This window comes from Streptomyces sp. WY228 (genome assembly GCF_019287315.1).
GTDB classification, from domain to species: domain Bacteria; phylum Actinomycetota; class Actinomycetes; order Streptomycetales; family Streptomycetaceae; genus Streptomyces; species Streptomyces caviscabies.
Genome location: NZ_CP079114.1, coordinates 452955 through 471036 on the forward strand (window position 1 = coordinate 452955; position 18082 = coordinate 471036).

At 71.3% G+C, this 18082-nt stretch carries 11 protein-coding genes; 7 read left to right on the forward strand and 4 right to left on the reverse strand.

All coding sequences use genetic code 11. From position 1 onward, the window contains the following. Positions 1 to 20 precede the first annotated feature (20 nt). Together KV381_RS01925 and KV381_RS01930 are read left to right on the forward strand one after the other, a co-directional pair. A complete protein-coding gene (locus KV381_RS01925) occupies positions 21 to 2465 on the forward strand; it encodes an RICIN domain-containing protein (protein WP_218784331.1) in 2445 nt (814 codons plus the stop codon). Between the two features lie 59 nt (positions 2466 to 2524). After that, positions 2525 to 4876 carry a glycoside hydrolase family 2 gene (locus KV381_RS01930; RefSeq protein WP_030630197.1) on the forward strand — a complete coding sequence of 784 codons (2352 nt, stop codon included), beginning with the start codon at positions 2525 to 2527 and terminating at the stop codon, positions 4874 to 4876. Between the two features lie 101 nt (positions 4877 to 4977). Here KV381_RS01930 and KV381_RS01935 read toward each other — a convergent pair whose 3' ends face one another. The 3 genes from KV381_RS01935 to KV381_RS01945 form a co-directional block, all read right to left on the reverse strand. Continuing rightward, entirely contained in the window at positions 4978 to 6648 is a 1671-nt protein-coding gene (locus KV381_RS01935) for an alpha/beta hydrolase (RefSeq protein ID WP_030630195.1), read from the reverse strand. A gap of 235 nt (positions 6649 to 6883) precedes the next feature. Next, entirely contained in the window at positions 6884 to 10246 is a 3363-nt protein-coding gene (locus tag KV381_RS01940) for a LamG-like jellyroll fold domain-containing protein (protein WP_218784332.1), read from the reverse strand. Between the two features lie 96 nt (positions 10247 to 10342). After that, positions 10343 to 11188 carry an alpha/beta fold hydrolase gene (locus tag KV381_RS01945; protein WP_086779235.1) on the reverse strand — a complete coding sequence of 282 codons (846 nt, stop codon included), beginning with the start codon at positions 11186 to 11188 and terminating at the stop codon, positions 10343 to 10345. A 77-nt stretch (positions 11189 to 11265) separates the two neighbouring features. On the opposite strand from KV381_RS01945, the gene KV381_RS01950 reads away from it, so the two are divergent. The 5 genes from KV381_RS01950 to KV381_RS01970 all read left to right on the forward strand — a co-directional run bounded on the left by KV381_RS01950 (position 11266) and on the right by KV381_RS01970 (position 16707). Next, positions 11266 to 11865 carry a hypothetical protein gene (locus KV381_RS01950; protein WP_030082360.1) on the forward strand — a complete coding sequence of 200 codons (600 nt, stop codon included), beginning with the start codon at positions 11266 to 11268 and terminating at the stop codon, positions 11863 to 11865. 106 nt (positions 11866 to 11971) lie between these two features. Continuing rightward, a complete protein-coding gene (locus KV381_RS01955; protein ID WP_030082358.1) occupies positions 11972 to 12388 on the forward strand; it encodes an ATP-binding protein in 417 nt (138 codons plus the stop codon). A gap of 59 nt (positions 12389 to 12447) precedes the next feature. Further along, positions 12448 to 14820, forward strand: a complete 2373-nt coding sequence (locus KV381_RS01960; protein WP_218784333.1) for an FHA domain-containing protein — start codon at positions 12448 to 12450, stop codon at positions 14818 to 14820. A gap of 9 nt (positions 14821 to 14829) precedes the next feature. Beyond that, a complete protein-coding gene (locus KV381_RS01965) occupies positions 14830 to 15693 on the forward strand; it encodes a hypothetical protein (RefSeq protein ID WP_218784334.1) in 864 nt (287 codons plus the stop codon). Positions 15694 to 15699: 6 nt separating this feature from the next. Beyond that, a complete protein-coding gene (locus KV381_RS01970; RefSeq protein ID WP_086777938.1) occupies positions 15700 to 16707 on the forward strand; it encodes a serine/threonine-protein kinase in 1008 nt (335 codons plus the stop codon). Positions 16708 to 16742: 35 nt separating this feature from the next. Here KV381_RS01970 and KV381_RS01975 read toward each other — a convergent pair whose 3' ends face one another. Next, positions 16743 to 18029 carry a streptophobe family protein gene (locus tag KV381_RS01975; RefSeq protein WP_218784335.1) on the reverse strand — a complete coding sequence of 429 codons (1287 nt, stop codon included), beginning with the start codon at positions 18027 to 18029 and terminating at the stop codon, positions 16743 to 16745. Positions 18030 to 18082: the final 53 nt, after the last annotated feature.

Here is an 18082-nt window from a genome sequence, read left to right on the forward strand (position 1 = left end):
CGAGAGCAGGAGCCGCACCGATGCCCCTGAACCGCAGGCAGCTCATCACCACCGCGGTGGCCACGGCCGTCGCGACCGGCGCGACGAGCCGGTGGGCGACCGCCGCGACGCCCGACCGCCACCGGATCCCGGCCGCCCGGGGCGGCCACTACTCCCCCAACGCCGCGCCGCTCCACCCCACCGCGTTCCTGAAGCTGCCCCCGGGCAGGGTGACGGCGCGCGGCTGGCTGGCCGGGCAGCTCAAGCTCCAGCTGGAAGGGCTGTGCGGCCGGTACGAGGAGTTCTCGCACTTCCTGGACTTCACGGCGACCGGCTGGGTACGCCCGGACAAGGGCGGCTGGGAGGAAGTCCCGTACTGGCTGCGCGGATACGCCGATCTCGCGATCGTCACCAGTGACGCGAGCGCGCTGGCCACCACCCGCCGCTGGATGGACGCGATCCTCGCCACCGGGCAGAGCGACGGCTTCTTCGGCCCGAAGGCGCTGCGCACCTCGCTGAACGGTGGGCCCGACTTCTGGCCGTTCCTCCCGCTGATCCAGGCCCTGCGCTCCTGGCAGGAGTACAGCGGCGACACCCGGATCATCCCGTTCCTGAGCCGCTTCTTCCGCTACATGAACGCCCAGGGCCCGGGGGCCTTCGACACCAGCTGGATCGCGCTGCGCTGGGGCGACGGCCTGGACAGTGTCATGTGGCTCTACAACCGGACCGGCGACGCCTTTCTCCTGGACCTCGTCGACAAGATCCACCGGTACGGGGCCGACTGGGGCGACAACCTGGTCAACCCGCACAACGTCAACATCGCCCAGGGCTTCCGCGAGCCGGCCCAGTTCGCGCTGCGCAGCGGCTCGGCCACCGACACCCGTAACACCTACGGCACGTACGCCAAGGCGATGGACGCCTACGGCCAGTTCCCCGGCGGCGGCTTCGCCGGGGACGAGAACGCCCGGCCCGGGCACGGCGACCCCCGCCAGGGCTTCGAGACCTGCGGCATCGTCGAGTTCATGGCGAGCCACCAGCTGCTCACCCGGATCACCGGGGACCCGCTGTGGGCGGACCGCTGCGAGGAGCTGGCGTTCAACTCGCTGCCGGCCTCGCTCGATCCGTCGGGCAAGGCGGTGCACTACATCACCTGCGCCAACAGCGTGGACCTGGACGACGCGCCCAAGCGGGACCGCCAGTTCCAGAACCCGTTCGCGATGCTGGCGTATCTGCCGGGCGTGGACCAGTACCGCTGCTGCCCGCACAACTACGGCATGGGCTGGCCGTACTTCACCGAGGAGCTGTGGCTCGCCACTCCGGACGGCGGGCTGGCAGCGGCGATGTACGCGCCGAGCGAGGTGAGCGCGAAGGTCGCGGACGGCACGGAGGTGACGTTCACCGAGGAGACCGGCTACCCCTTCACGGACACGGTCGAGCTCACCCTGACCGCGCCGAAGCCGCTGGCCTTCCCGCTCGTCCTGCGCGTCCCGGCCTGGTGCGCCGACCCGGAGATCCGGGTCAACGGGCAGCGGGTCGCCGCGCCCGCCGGGCCGGCCTTCACCCGGATCGAGCGGACCTGGTCCAGCGGCGACCGGGTCACCCTGCGGCTGCCGCAGCGCACCACCGTACGCACCTGGGCGGAGAACCACGACTCCGTCAGCGTGGACCACGGGCCGCACACGTACTCGCTGCGGATCGGGGAGGAGTACGAGCGGATCGGCGGCAGCGACACGTTCCCGGAATACGCGGTCCACGCCACGAGCCCCTGGAACTACGGGCTCGTCCTGGACCCCGCCCGCCCCGCCGCGTCCCTGCGCCACCGCTCCACGAGCCGGGCCCCCGGCGACAATCCGTTCACGCTGGACGGCACCCCGCTCACCCTGACCGCCCGGGCTCGCCGCATCCCCGAGTGGTCGGCGGACGACGAGCACGTGGTGGCGCCGCTCCGGCCGAGCCCGGCGCGTTCGACGGAGCCGGTCGAGGAGGTCACGCTCGTGCCGATGGGCGCGGCCCGGCTGCGCATCACGTCGTTCCCGACGGCCGCCCCCGACGGCGAACCCTGGCTGGCGGACCGCTGGTACCGGATCGCGAACCGGAACTCCGGCAAGGTGCTCGGCGTGGACGGCATGTCGACCGCGAACAGCGCGCACGTGGTGCAGTTCGGCGACACGGGCACGGCGGACCACCTCTGGCGGCTGGTGGCCAACGGCGACGGCTGGTACCGGATCCGCAACCAGCACTCCGGCAAGGTGCTGGGGGTCGACCTGATGTCGACCGAGAACAGCGCGCATGTCGTGCAGTTCGACGACAACGACACCGCCGACCACCTGTGGCAGCTCGTCCCGGACGGGGACGGCTGGTACCGGATCCGCAACCGGAACTCGGACAAGGTGCTCGGCGTGGACGGGATGTCCACGGCCGACAGCGCGCATGTCGTGCAGTACGACGACAACGGGACGGCCGACCATCTGTGGCGGCTGCTCTGAGCCCTCCCCTCCGAGATGTACCCCCTTCCAGCCCCGTACGACCGTAGAAAGGGATGTCCATGCGACCAGCACCCGCACCCCGCCGCCGCACCCGGTGGCGGAGATTAACGGCCGCCACCGGCCTGCTCGCCCTGGTGGCCACCGCCCTCGTGGGAACCGGAATGTCTCCGGCGGCCGCCGCGCCCGCCGCCTGGGAGCCGAAGCCCGCGCCCATGACGACGCCGTGGACGAATGACGTCCCGGTGGACAAGCCGCTGCCGGAGTACCCGCGCCCGCAGCTGACCCGCCCGGACTGGACGAACCTCAACGGCATCTGGGACTTCGCGGTCACCGGCCGTGACGCCGGACAGCCCGCGACGTTCCCGGAGCAGATCCGGGTCCCGTTCGTCGCCGAGTCCGCGCTCTCCGGCATCCAGCGCCGGATCACCGAGAACGACAAGCTCTGGTACAAGCGGACCTTCACCGTCCCCGCGAACTGGGACGGCCGCCGGGTGAAACTGCACTTCGGGGCCTCCGACTGGCAGACCACGGTCTGGGTCAACGGCACCGAGGTCGGGGCGCACAAGGGCGGCTTCGACTCGTTCGCGTACGACATCACGCCGCAGCTCAACGGCGGGACGAACACGGTCGTGGTCTCCGTCTACGACCCGAGCCAGACCGGCGGCCAGGCCGTCGGCAAACAGCGCATCAACGATGTGAAGCCGCATCCGGGCGGCGGGATCTTCTACACCGCGGCCTCCGGCATCTGGCAGACGGTCTGGCTGGAGCCGGTGGCGTCCGCGCACATCACCCGCCTCGACATGACGCCGGACCTGGGGAACAACACCCTGCGGGTGAAGGTGCAGACGGCGGGCGCGGCGGGCCGGAGCGCCCGGATCACCGTCTCCGCCGGCGGTACGGTCGTGGGCACGGCGACCGGCGCGGTGAGCGGCGAGATCTCCGTGCCCGTACCGAACCCCCGGCTGTGGAGCCCCGAGGACCCGTTCCTGTACGACGTGAAGGCGGACCTCCTCGACGGCTCGGCCGTCACGGACACCGTGGGCAGCTACACGGGCATGCGGTCGATCGGGATCGCCAAGGTGGACAACATCCTGCGGCCGGTCCTCAACGGGGAGTTCGTGTTCCAGACGGGCACCCTGGACCAGGGCTACTGGCCGGACGGCATCTACACCGCGCCGAGCGACGAGGCGCTGAAGTACGACCTCCAGGCGCACAAGGACCTCGGGTTCAACATGGTCCGCAAGCACATCAAGGTGGAGCCGCAGCGGTGGTTCTACTGGGCGGACAAGCTGGGTCTGCTGGTGTGGCAGGACATGCCGTCGATGGACACCGGCAAGGTGCCGGACGGGCCGGCGCGCACCCAGTGGGAGGCGGAGTACCGCAGCATCATCGACCAGCACCGCAGTTCGCCCTCGGTGGTGATGTGGGTGAACCAGAACGAGGGCTGGGGGCAGTACGACCAGGCCAGGATCGCCGACGAGGTCAAGGCCCAGGACCCCTCGCGTCTCGTGAACAACATGAGCGGGGTCAACTGCTGCGGCTCGGTCGACGGCGGCAACGGCGACGTGGTGGACAACCACATCTACGTCGGCCCCGGCAACACCGCGCCCAGCGCCACCCGGGCGGCCGTGCTGGGCGAGTTCGGCGGGCTGGGCTACAAGGTCCCCGGCCACGAGTGGTATCCGGGCGGCGGCTTCAGCTACGAGGACCAGCCGAGCATCGCCGCGCTCAACAACCGGTTCGTCGGCCTCCTCGACGCCATCCGGATCGGCCAACTGCCCGCCGGGCTCTCCGCGTCGGTCTACACGGAGATCACCGACGTCGAGAACGAGGCGAACGGGCTGCTGACGTACGACCGCCAGGTCGTGAAGGTCGACACCGCCCGGGTGAAGGCCGCCAACGAGGCCCTCATCCACGCGTCCCGGAACCCCGCTCCCCCGGTCGACCTGCCCACCGGCCAGAACAAGTCGCTGCGGGTCACCACCCCCGGGCACACCACCAAGCACCTGCGCCACTACGACGGGCTGGCCTTCACCGAGGTGGTGGACAGCGGGAGTTCGGCCGTGCTCAAGGCGGACGCCACCTGGAAGATCGTCCCCGGGCTCGCCAACGGCAACTGCTACTCCTTCGAGTCACGGAACTACCCCGGTGAGTTCCTGCGCCACCGGGAGTTCCGGGTGCGCCGCGACGCCAACGACAACTCCGCGCTGTTCAAGGCGGATGCGACGTGGTGCGCGGTCGCGGGGAACGGCGGGGTGAGGTTCACCAGCGCCAATCTGCCCGGCAGCTATCTGCGCCACATCGACTCCGAGGTGTGGCTCGCCACTCCGGGCGGCGGGCAGCCCTTCGACAGTCCGGCGCTGTTCACCGAGGACACCACCTGGGCGGTGGACGCCCCATGGGCGCCGTGATCTGACCGCGGACACGGGCAGGGGCCCGGCAGCGGCGGAGGACCTTCCCTCCGTCGCCGCCGGGCCCCTTTTACCGGAGCCGCACGGCCGGGCTCAGCGGATCAGAAGCGGTTCGGGGCGCGCTCCGGGACCGGGGACCCGGGGAGCACGTCCGGCTTCTGGTTCTGGCGTGCCCGCGCGTTCGACTCGGTGGTCGCTCTGCAGGTCACATCCTTCGCGGGCAGCTTGCCGGTGGCCAGGTACCGGTTGACCGCACCGTCCGTGCAGGCGTTGCCGCTCGGGTAGACGCCGTGGCCCTCGCCGCCGAGGACCGTGACCATCTTCGAGCCCTTCAGCTGGGCGTGCAGGGCCTGGCCGCTGGGCAGCGGGGTCTGCGAGTCCCACTCGTTCTGGACGACGAGGGAGCCGACCTTGTTCTTGACCACGGTCACCGGCTCGGCGGACTTCCCCCAGAAGGCGCAGGGCTTGATGCTGGACGCGAAGTCCCCGTAGAGCGGGTAGCGGCCCTTGTCCTCGATGGCGTCACGCCGGTAGGTCTCCGGATCGCGCGACCACGCGGCCGAGTTGTCACCGCACACCACGGCCCAGAAGCCGGCCGTCCCGTTGTCGGCCGGGGTCTCGGCGGCGAGCGCGGCCTTCCCGGCCCACTCGGGCGCCCCGGCCCCGCCGCCCTCGGTGATCGGGGCCGGCCTCTTCGCGGAGGCCGGCTTGCCCGCCGCGGCCTTCTTCAGCTCCACGACCGCCTCGGAGGCGTACTTCGGGGTGAAGGCCAGCGCGCGCATCCCGTCGCGGATCTCGTCGCCGGTGGTGGGCTGTCCGTCCACCTCGATCGGATCCTCGTCGGCCTGCGCGACGAGATTCCAGAAGGTCCGGTCGACCTTCTTCGGGGTGTCGCCGAGGCCGTACGTCTTCGAGCGGGCGGCGGCCCACTCGGTCCACCGGTCGAACGCGGGTTCCGCGCCCTCGGCCCACCACTGGATCATCCCGCGCCAGGCGCGCTGCGGGTCGACCGCGCTGTCCAGCACGAACCGGTCGGCCCGGGACGGGAAGAGCTGGGCGTAGACGGCCCCCAGATAGGTGCCGTAGGAGTAGCCGAAGTAGGAAATCTTCTTCTCGCCGAGGATCGCCCGCACCAGGTCCAGGTCGCGCGCGGTGTTGCGGGTCGTGATGTGCGGGAGCCGGTCGCCCATCTTCTTGCGGCACTTGTCCGCCACCGTGCGCGCCCAGGCGACGTCCTTGGCGTACGTCTCCGCCTTGTAGGGCCGCAGCCAGTTCTCCTGCTCCGGCGTGAGGTTGCAGGAGACCGGGCTGGAGCGGCCGACACCGCGCGGGTCGAAGCCGACCAGGTCGTAGCTCTTGAGCACGGACGCGGGCAGCTCCTCCTTCATCATCATCGGCATCCACAGCCCCTCGCCGCCGGGGCCGCCGGGGTTGGAGAGCAGGATGCCACGCCGCTTGCCGGGCTCGGCGGTCCTGATCCGGGATATCGCCAGGTCGATCCGCTTGCCTCCGGGCTTCCGGTAGTCCAGCGGAACCTTGACGGTGGCGCACTGGTACGCGGCCGGGGAGTCGGCCTCGCACCGCTTCCAGTCGGGCTTCTGCTTCGCGTAGCGGTCGAGCGCGCTCTTGGCGGCGGGCGGGGAGACGGCCGAGGGGGTCCCGGCCGAGGGGGCGGCAGCCGGGGCCGCGGTGGCCGGCGAGGCGGCGAGCGCCGGGGCCAGCGCCGCCGTCAGACTCACGGCCACCAGGGGCGCGAGACGTCGTCTGCGCACGATATCGATCCTTCCGGTCGCATGTTCGGACAGGAGGATCTTGTCGGATCTGTGCACGTCTGCGGATCCCTCCCGGGGCCCCACCTCCTGTACACCTCGGGAATGACGGCAACAGGCGTGAATGGTCCGCCGGTTGGAGAACCATTCACGCCTGTGGCGGGTCCGCCGCCCTCCCGGCACGCCCGCGATTCCGGGGCGAGCCGGGAGGGGACCCCGCGTCCTGTGTCCGTGCGGGTTACGGCTGCTGACGGCCGTTCAGCGCGGACACCTCCTCGGCGGTCAGGGCCTTGTCGTACACCGCGACCTGATCGACGGAGCCCTTCCAGAAGTCGACCTTGGCGCCGTCGTACTGGGCCCGGCCGACGGAGAGCGGGCCGGTGCTCACATCGGCCGGTCCGGCCTCGGTGGTGGCGGCGGCCTTCCCGTCGACGTACAGCGTGATCGCGTCACCCTTGCGGACGCCGACCAGGTGGTACCACCTGCCGGTCTCCGGGACGATCTCCAGGCGGGCGCGCTTGCCGCCCGGGGTAGAGAAGGCGAACGCGCCCTGTCCGTACTGGAGATAGAAGGGGTTCTCGGTGCGCCGGCCGTCCTGGCTGACGACGGTGGCGTAGTTGCCCGGTACGGCGTCCAGCGAGGCCCACGCGGAGACCGTGTAGTCCTTCGTGGTGTCCAGGACCGGGCCGGTGCTCTGCGCGTACTGCCCGTCGCCGTCGAACTTCAGCGCCGAGCCCGTGACGCCCGGAGCCCAGGTCGTGCCGCCCTCCAGGGCGAGGTGCGCCTTGTTCGGGCCGCTGTCGCGGGCGGTGGCGCCCTTGTTCTCGTCGAGCGACCAGGAGCCGCCGCCCTTCAGCTCGTCGCGCTCACCGGCGTCGGCCCCGGCGGCGATCACCTGACGGTTGATCTCCCGGACCTTCTTCGGGTCGACCTTGATGTCTCGACGGTCGTACGTCCAGAGCCCGTTGAGCTCGTTCTCCAGGTCGCTGACCTGGGTGTAGACAGAGCCGGACAGTTCGGCGCCGGCCGCGGCGAGATAGTACGTACGGGTGTTGTCGACGTACTTGGCGGTGAGAGCGGCCTTGTCCGCGACGCCGGAGTAGATGTTGGCGGGGGCGCCCGGCCACATGTGCCCGGGGGTGCGGAGCGTGAAGCCGCCGTGCTCGCCGTCCATCGCGGCGCGCCGGTCGTCCGGGAAGGCCGGGTCGTTGTTCACGTAGTCGTGGTGGTCGATGATCTCGCCCTTGCCGGAATCACCCTTGGACGCACAGCAGTTGACCCCGCTGTGCGCGTTGACCACACGGGACGGGTCCAGCGCCTTGACGTCCTCGGCGATCTTGCCGGTCTCGGTGCGGTCCCACTCGCCCCAGCCCTCGTTGAAGACGATCCAGCCGCTGATCGAGGGGTAGTTGTGGAACTGCTTCATCAACTCCTTGCCCTGGGTGAGGAAGGCGTTCTTGCCGGCGTCGCTGTCGATGTCGGCGTTGACGAAGTCCTGCCACACCAGCAGCCCGAGCCGGTCGGCGTGGTAGTACCAGCGCGGCGACTCCACCTTGATGTGCTTGCGTACGGCGTTGAAGCCGAGGTCCTTCTGGGCCTTCAGGTCGAAGGTGAGGGCCGCGTCGCTGGGCTGGGTGTACAGCCCGTCGGGCCAGAAGCCCTGGTCGAGCATGGCGAGGGAGAAGAACGGCTTCCCGTTGAGGACGAGCTTCTGGTAGCCGCCGACCTTGTCGATCTTCAGCTGGCGCATCCCGAAGTAGCTCTCGACGCTGTCCTTGGAGCGGCCGTCGGCGAGCGAGACGTCGAGGTCGTACAGGTAGGGGTCGTCGGGCGACCAGAGGTGCTGGTTCTTGACCGACAGGCTGAGCTTGCGGTTGGCCGGGCCGGTGACCGTGCCGACGACCTTGCCCTTGCGGTCGCGGGCGACGGCGGTGATCCGGGCGTCGGCGGAGGCCGTCGCGGAGTTGACGGTGACCGCGAGGCGGCCGGTGTCGATGTCCGGGGTGGTGGTCAGGGAGTCGATGGCGGCGGGGGCGACCGGCTCCATCCACACGGTCTGCCAGATACCGGAGGTCGGGGTGTAGACGATGCCGCCGGGGTTGGTGGACTGCTTGCCCTTGGGCTGGTTCGGACCGGTCTTGTCGGTGACGGCGACGACGATCTCCTGCGGGCCGCTGCCCTTGAGCGCGTCGGTGATGTCGGCGCTGAACCCGGTGTAGCCGCCGGTGTGTTCGGCGACCTTGGTGCCGTTGACCCAGACGGTGGACTGATAGTCGACCGCGTCGAAGTTGAGCTTCAGCCGCTTGTTCTTGCCGGACGCGCCCTTGCCGATCTTGCCGACCGACCAGTTCTTCGGCACGGTGACGAGCTTGCGGTAGAACATGTGGTCCTCGTCGCGCTCCAGGCCGGAGAGCTGGGACTCGACGGGGAACGGCACGATGATCTTCTCGTCGAGCTTCTTGCCGAAGACCGGCTGCTCGCCCTCGGTGGCCCCGGCGAACTCCCAGGGGCCGTTGAGGTTCTTCCACTGGTCGCGGACCTGCTGCGGCCGGGGGTACTCGGGCAGCGGGTGGTTCTTGTCCAGCTTGTCGCCCCAGGTGGTGGTGAGGCGGTGCGTGGAGAGGTTCTTGGCGGTGCGGCCGATCTCCGGAACGGTCTCGGACCCCGACTTCAGGCCGCCCTGACCGTCGTAGCCGACCTTGACCCGCTGGTCCTTCTGGACCGGCGCGGCGAGATCGATGATCAGCGCCTTCGGGTTGTCCGAGGCCCGGTTCACCGACTTCACCGGCATCGGCGAGGTGTCGACCTCGATCGTGAGGTGCTCCTTCACCTTCCGCCAGTCCGCGACCCGGTCGCGGAAGGTGGCCTGGAGGCGGGTGCCGTTCTTCGCGACGCTCAGGCCGACCGGGTAGACCTCGAAGTCGGCGGGCGGGGTGAACGCGGACTCGGGCACGAGCTGCTTCTCGAGCGTGTCGCTCTGCCAGCGCAGGAACATGCTCGCGCCGCCGGTGTCCTGGAACATCTCCAGCTTGAAGTCGTGCTTCTCGCCCGCCTTCAGGGCGATCGGAGCGCTGTGCTGCTCCTTGTCCCAGTCCGGCTCCCAGTGGTCGATGACAACGTTGCCGTCGAGGTAGAGGCGGAAGCCGTTGTCACCGATGGCGGAGAAGGTGTAGTCGCCGGTCTCGGGGGCTTCGAGCTGCCCGGTCCACCGGGCCGTCGTGTGCTCGGTCCTGCCGGTCGCCGACTCGAACGTCCCGGTGAGGCCGGGGAAGTTGATGTCGGGGTCCAGGGTCGTCGCGCCGAGCTCCGCGAAGTCACGGGCGCCCGGGGCGGACATGCTGAAGTACTCGCCCTTCAGCCCGTGGACATCGGTGACCGGGTCGTCGGCCGTGAAGGTGTTCGCGGTGGCTCCGGCCGGTACGGCGGGTGCGGCGGCCGCCGTCGGGACCAGGGTGGCACCGACCGGTATGAGCAGCGCCGCAGCGCAGGTCAGGGCCCTGAACAGGGCACGGGGGCGCGGGTGTTGTCGTCTCAAGGCGTCGTCCTCGTCGAAGAGCCGGGGGTGCCTCGAACCTGTGAGGCACTGCACATAGTCGAACATTGAGCCACAACACCAAACACTGCACAACGGTCGTGCACGGAGAATTTTCAACGATAGAAAACATCGGGCCCCCGACCGGGGCAACGGCGCCGAAGGTCAGCCGAGGAACGACGCGACGGTCGCCACGAACCGGTCGGCGTCGTCGATCCACGGGTAATGCCCCGCGCCGGGCTGCACGACGCACGCCCCCCGCGGGAACAGCTCCGCGCCCGACGCCACCGCCGCAGGCGGGCTGTTGAGGTCGAACTCCCCGGCGAGCAGGAGCACCGGACTCCCGAATCCGGCGAGCGCCGCCCGCGTGGCCGCCGGATCGAAGGCGCCGTCGGCCGCGAACCCGGCGACGGCCTCGGCATTGTCCGGCCGCCCCGCCGCATGGTGCCGCCGGGCCTCGGCGTCCCAGCGGCCGCAGAAGAAGGGAGCGACCGCCTCCCAGTCACCGCCGACCCCCGCCATGATCGCCTCCAGCGCGGCGAAGGCGGCCGGGAACCACGGCTCACCGGCCCGGCGCAGCGCGAGCGCACGCCGCATCCCGCCGTCGACCGGCACCCCCAGCGCCCGCAGGCCGGGGCCGACCAGGACGAGCCTGCCGACGCGTCGCGGATGGCGGGCGGCGTACCGTACCGCGAGGTTCGCGCCGCCGGAGTGCGCCAGGATGTCCGTCCGGTCGAGGCCGAGATGGACGCGCAGCGCCTCGACGTCGCCCACCTGGCGGTCGCAGCGGTAGGAGGCGATCTCCTCCGGACGTGCGGAACGGCCGGTGCCGCGCGGGTCGAGGAGGATCAGCCGGCGGTGCCCGGCCAGCCCTCCGAGGTCGCCGAGGTACCCGGCGTCGGTCGGACCGCCCGGCAGACAGATCAGCGGTTCGCCGTCCCCGGCCGTGCGATGGGCGAGTCGGGTTCCATCGGGTGCGTGAAATACGGCCGGTGCGTGAAAGGCGGTCATGACGAACACACTGCACGACATAACCTGGTTGTACAACCAGGTTATGACTCTCGTTCCGTTCGAGGTATAACCGAGCCATGACAGACGAGGAAGAGTCGCGCCATCGCTCCGCGTTCCTGACCGAGGAACAGGCCGGCGCCCTGTTCGCCGATATGAACGAGGTCATCCGCGCCGGCGAGGAGATGCGGCGGCTGCGCAGCGAGATGATCACGCTGTTCGCCGGCCTCGGCTGGACCCAGGAGACCATCGCCCGGCTCAGCGGGATGAGTCAGCCCGCCGTGTCCAAGCAGGTGGCGAAGGAGCGGCCGGGGAAGTCCGTGCCGCCGGGCGTCGCCCTCGACCAGCACGACCCGCCCTGGCTCGAAGGACGACTGTGGGGCCTGGCGGAGGAGATCTCCGAGACCCTCCTCGACGACGCCCGCTGCACCCGCCTGACCGACGCCCTCGGCCGGGGCCGCAAGCCCTTCACGCCACGCAACGTCGACGCGCTGCGGCGGCTCGTCGAGCAGGACCTGACGGAGCGCCGGACGGAGCTGCCCGGCAGCCATCGGAGCGCGTACGACGTGATCAGCCGGGGACTCGACGTGCCCGTGCGCACGCCCGTCGCCGGGTCGGCGCAGATGCGCCGCACGCTGGCGCGCCGCGTGCAGCGGGACCGGCTCGCGGAAGGACGCTGAGCCGTTTCGCCGGACCCCGCGCGTTTTCTTCGGCCGATTTCCATGAAATGCCGTCGCGGGGGTACCCGAACTTCAGCCAGAAATCTCACGCGACGGGGTGGACGCCATGAACGACCGTATTCTGATGACGTTTTCACCGGACGGCGAGACCCGTACCGATTTCGTCTGCCGGCCGGAGAAGGCCGCCGACGCACGGGACGCGGTCAGCGCCTTCGTCGCCCGGCTGCACCCCGCGCCCACCTCGCACACGATCCAGAACCTCCTGCTTCTCGTGTCGGAGCTGGTCACCAACGCGGTCCGGCACGCGGGGGCCGTCACCGCGCTGTGGCTGACCGCCGACCGCAGGGGCGTCCACGTCCGGGTCACCGACCCCAGCCCGGCGCACCCGCAGGACCGGACACCCGACCTGACCGGACAGACCGGCGGATTCGGCTGGCCGATGATCCAGCGGCTGGCCCGGGAGGTACGGGTCCGTGAGGCGGTGGGCGGCGGGAAGGTCATCCTGGCGACCGTGGAGCGCTGACCCACGAGTCCGCCGCCGGCGGCGGGCGCCGATCGTGACGTCTCGGTAGAATTCAGGACATGGGAGAGCGGCCCGCGACGCCGACTGCGCCCGAACTCGTGGTGGAGACCGATCTGGGCTCCACGGTGATGAGTCCGAGCCGGGACTACCATGTCGGGCGCGACCCCGAGAGTGACATCGTCATCGACGACAACCGGGTCTCCTGGCACCACGCGATCCTCCATCCCGAGGCCGGTCACTGGACCATCGAGGACGAGGACAGCACCAACGGCACGTACACCGGCGGGCGGCGCATCCACGCCTCGGACGTCGGCGCGGGCAGCGAGATCCGCTTCGGCAATCCGAGCGACGGACCGCGCGCCGTGCTGCTGGGCCGCGAACCCCCGGCGCCCTCCGTCGCCGCCCCCTCCGCGGACCGGCCGTCGGCCGTGTCGATGCCCGCGGCGACCGGCACGTTCCGGCAGCCGACGACGGTGCGGCCGCTGCCCGCGAAGACCGTGCGGATCGGCCGCGACGCCTCCAACGATCTCGTCATCGACGATCTGGTGGTCTCGCGCCACCACGCCGAACTGCGCACACTGGCCGACGGCGGCTACGAGATCGTCGACCTCGGCAGCCACAACGGCACCTTCCTCAACGGTCAGCCGGTCGCCCGGGGCCCCGTCGGCCCCGGTGACATCGTCGGTATCGGCCACTCGGCCTTCTGCCTGGTCGGCGACTCCCTCCAGGAGTTCGTGGACACCGGTGAGGTGTCACTGGACGTCCAGGACCTGGAGGTGACGGTCGGCCGGTCCGGCAAGGACGGCAAGACGCTGCTGGACCGGGTCTCCTTCCCCGTCGGCGAGAAGTGCCTGCTCGGCGTGGTGGGGCCCAGCGGTGCGGGCAAGTCCACGCTGCTCAACGCGCTCACCGGGCTGCGCCCGGCCGACAGCGGCACGGTGCTCTACGACGGCCGTGACCTCTACCGCGACTTCGCCGAGCTGCGCCAGCGCATCGGCCTCGTCCCGCAGGACGACATCCTGCACTCCCAGCTGACCGTGCGTAAGGCCCTCGGTTACGCCGCCGAGCTCCGCTTCCCGCAGGACACCGCGAAGGCAGAGCGGCAGGCGCGGGTCGCCGAGGTGATCCAGGAACTCGGCCTGGAACAGCGCGCCGACCAGCCGATCCACTCGCTCTCCGGCGGCCAGCGCAAGCGCGTGAGCGTGGCCCTGGAGCTGCTGACGAAGCCCTCGCTGCTCTTCCTGGACGAGCCGACGTCGGGGCTCGACCCCGGTATGGACCGCTCGGTGATGCACATGCTGCGCGGGCTGGCCGACGACGGACGCACCGTCATCGTCGTCACGCACAGCGTGCTGAGCCTGGAGGTCTGCGACCGGCTGCTCGTGCTCGCGCCCGGCGGCCGCATCGCCTACTACGGCCCGCCGGAGGACGCCCTCGCCTTCTTCGGATTCGAAGAGTGGCCGGAGGCGTTCGAGGCCTTCGAGAACGACCGCGACCGCGACTGGGCGGCCACCTACGCGGACTCGCCCTTCCACCGGCAGTACATCGTCAACGCCACGGCCCAGCCCCACCTTCCGCCGGCCGCGCCCGGAGCACTGGTCGCGCCGCCGCCGAAGACCCGTAACTGGGGTGCCCAACTGCATACGCTCGTACGCCGGTACGCCTCCGCGCTGAGCGCGGACCGGACGTTCCTGATCATCATGATCGCGCTGCCCTTCGTCATGGGCGCCATGGCCCGCGCGCTGGCGGGCAGCCGGCTCACCCAGGAGACGGCGATGAACGCGCTGCTGATCCTGTGCGTGGGCGGTGTGCTGACCGGAGCGGCCAACGCCGTACGGGAGTTGGTCAAGGAACGGGTGATCTACCAGCGGGAACGGGCCGTCGGGCTCTCCAGATCCGCGTATCTGATGTCGAAGATCGTGGTGCTCGGCACCATCACCGTCCTCCAGGCCGTGGTGCTGACGCTGGTGGGTCTGGTGGGCGTCGATCTCGGTGCTCCGGGCGGCGAAGGGGTGTTCCTGCCACCGCTCGTGGAGATCACCCTGGCCGTGGCCCTGTTGTCCTTCACCGCGATGATGCTCGGCCTGCTGGTCTCCGCGCTGGTGCGCAAGGAGGAGGTGACGATGCCGTTGCTCGTCCTCCTCGCCATCGTCCAGGTCGTCTTCTGCGGTGCGCTGCTCAAACTGCACGGCGTCCCCGGCGTGGAGCAGCTGTCCTGGCTGGTGCCTTCGCGGTGGGCGCTCGGCGCGATGGCCGGCACGATCGATCTGGCGCGGATCGTGCCGGGCGACCTGACCTCCGATCCGCTGTTCGGGCACTCGGCCGGGGTCTGGCTGCTCAACATGGGCATGCTGGTCGTCCTCTCGGTCGTCTTCGGATACGTGGTCGCGAAACTGCTGAGGCGGCACGAGCCCGCGGTCATGCGGAAGTGAGGCGGTTCCATGGCGACCCCGACCCCGGAATTCCGCCCCACGCACGTCGTCCCGCCGGACGGCCTCCCGGCCTGGGAGTCCCCCGACGTCGCCCGGCCCACCGACCCGCTGGACCCGCTGCTCCCGGTGCAGGTGCAGGACCGGCGCGGGGACTGGGCGTACGTCGCCTGCTCCAACGGTTGGTCGGCCTGGGTCGACGGGCGGCTCCTCGTCTCCGTACCGCGGACGCCGCCGGCCGCCGGGGCGCCGATGGCCCGCACCGCCGACCCACGGCCGCTGCTGGCCAGGGCGGAGGAATCGCTGAGCCGGTACCGCCGCGCGGCGCAGGACCTGGCCGAGGGCCGCAGCGACGGGGAGGGCTTCCGGCAGCGGACGCGGGGGCTGCGGGTGGGCATGGTGGTGGACGGGGAGTCGGTGTGGCTGTACGACGCCGAGCACGAGCGGTGGGTCTACTGCGACGGCACCCGGCTCAGTACGTACGCGGCGCAGGCGGGACCGGGAGGGGCGACGAGCGAGGAACCGGCGGGCCGGGAAGCGAGAGCGGCCGGAGCGGGGTCCGGGGAGGCGGAGGCGCCGAGGACCCCGGCTCCGGAGCCGACCCGGGTCGTGACCGGCGACGAGCCGGACCCGGAGCCGACCCGCACGGCACCACCGGAGGGCCCCGACCTCACCCGCGTGGTCGCCCCGAACGGGCCTGAACCCACCCGCGTGGTGCCACAGGACGGACCTGAACCCACCCGCGTAGTACCACCCGACGCACCCGAGCCGACCCGCGTGGTCCCGCCGGACGCACCCGAACCCACCCGGGCGATCACCGTCGCCGGGCCCGACGAACCGCCCCGCGGCGGGGCGTCCGGGGATGCGGGGCGGTGACGGCCGATGGTGCCGCCGCCCCCGCCGTCGCACGACGCCGGGCTGCCCACCGGGCGCGAGGACGATCTCGTCGGCAAGCGGATCGCGAGCTATCTGGTGGAGGCCGAGATCGGGCGCGGTGGCATGGCGGTCGTCTACCGCGCCAAGGATCTGCGGCTCGACCGGATCGTCGCGCTGAAGCTGCTCGCGCCCGAACTCGCCCGCAACGACACCTTCCGGCAGCGGTTCACGCATGAGTCGCGGGTGGCGGCCGCGATCGACCACCCCCACATCGTGCCGGTGTTCGAGGCGGGCGAGACCGAGGGGCTGCTCTACATCGCCATGCGCTTCGTCGCGGGCGCCGATCTGCGGGTCCTGATCGACCGGCGCGGGCCGCTGGACCTCACCGCCGCCGTCCGGATCGCCGCGCAGGTCGCCTCCGCGCTCGACGCGGCCCATGACCACGACCTGGTGCACCGGGACGTGAAGCCCGGCAACATCCTGGTGGCGGCGGGCACCGACAGCGACCATCCGGAGCATGTGTATCTGACGGACTTCGGGCTGACGAAGAAGTCGCTGTCGCTGACCGGGTTCACCACGGTCGGCCAGTTCGTCGGCACCCTCGACTACGTGGCGCCGGAACAGATCTCCGGGCGGCCCGTGGACGGGCGGTGCGACGTGTACAGCCTCGCCTGCGTCGTCCAGGAGACCCTGACCGGTGCGCCGCCCTTCCAGCGCGACGACGACATGGCGCTCCTGTGGGCCCACCAGTACGACCCGCCCACCCCGCCGAGCTCCCTGCGGCCGGTGCTCCCGGCCGCGGTCGACGGCGTACTGGCGAAGGCGCTCGCCAAGTCCCCGGAGGACCGTTACGAGACCTGCCTGCGGTTCGTCGCCGCGCTGCGGGCCGCGGCGGCGGGCATCGGTCCCGGCGAGCACGCGCCGACCCGGGTGGACGCACCGGCCGGTTCCTGGTCGTCGGCCCCCGAGGCTCCGCCCGCGCCGCCGCGCTGGGCCGACCCGGTGTTCCCGTAGGCGGGACGGTGTTCCCTCAAAGCCGGCCGGCCGGTTCAGTCCTCGGGCCCCGCGTCCCGGACCTCGCCGCGACGGTGCACCCGGGAGGCAGCGAGACCGCCGAGGAAGCCGGTGACCAGGCCCCACAGCACCGCGAACCCGAGCGCCGTCCACAGCTTCGGGCGCAACGACACCTCACCGCCGAGTCCGCCGCCGAGGTCACCGAGGCCCAGCAGGGACAGTCCGTAGTGGGCGGAGATCCGGGCGGTGAGGCAGATGAACAGCACGGTGAGGGTCAGCGCCACCGCCATGTGCACGGCGTGCTGCCACAGCCGCGTCCCGGCGGGCGACCGGGCCGCCATGAGGAACCCGGCGGCGAGCACCAGCACGGCGACGACGACCACGAGCCAGCGGACGCGCCCGTCCTGTTCGGCGAGGGTGCTCAGGTTCAGGGTGGAGAGGTCGGGGGTGCGCAGGACGGTGTCGAGCACCTGGGGCATGGGCAGCCCGAAGGGGCCATCGACCCTGCCCTCCCAGGACGCGCCGAGGCCGAGGGTGAGCGCGAGCCAGACCAGGTTGGGCAGCCCGAGGAGGAGCACCGCGACGGTCTCGGCGGGGTGCCCGCGCGTGATCATCACGACGAGACCGGCCACGACGCCGAGCGCGACGCAGGCGAGGAGCAGCGCCACCATGGCGAACGCCGCCGGGCGCACCGCTTCCTGGAAGCGCAGCAGCCGGGCCGGGAGCGGGGCCCGCCGCGAGACGAGCAGGGCCAGCACGAGGACGCCGGCCAGCCACAGCAGCCCGAAGACCAGGGTGAGGGGGAACTCCGCCCGGAATCCGACCTTCGGGTCGCTGCCGAGGAGGTCTCCGGCCTCACTGCCGGTGAGGTCATCGGCCGAGAGGGTGAAGGTGTGCCGGGCGATCAGGGAGAGCACGATCAGCGCGACGATCCACAGGGCGGCGACCCGGCCCGCCCAGCCGGCCAGTTCGCGGCCTCCGGCGACGGCGCGGTGGTGGAGCGGGCGCAGGAAGCCGCGGGCGACCAGGAGTGCGCCCACCAGGGTCACCGAGAGCGGCAGGACCGAGAGGTCGGCCTGCGTCCCCACAAGGGAACCGGCGTCCCCGGAGAGCCCGACGGAGCCGCCCGCCGCCATCACCACCACCGCGGCGACGACGGCCGGGAAAGCGGCGCCGGGCAGCCCGGCCGCACCGGCGGCCCACAGGCCGAGGGCCGCGGTCACCACCATGGCCAGCACGCCGGTGAGGACCGCGAGGAGGGCGTGGCGCCAGCCGTGCGGGGCGGGAGCGCTGTTCTCGTCGTTGCTCGCGCGGACGTTCACGCCTGCCACGCTAAACAGGGACCGTACGCTCCGCTTCCCGGGCAACCGGGCCC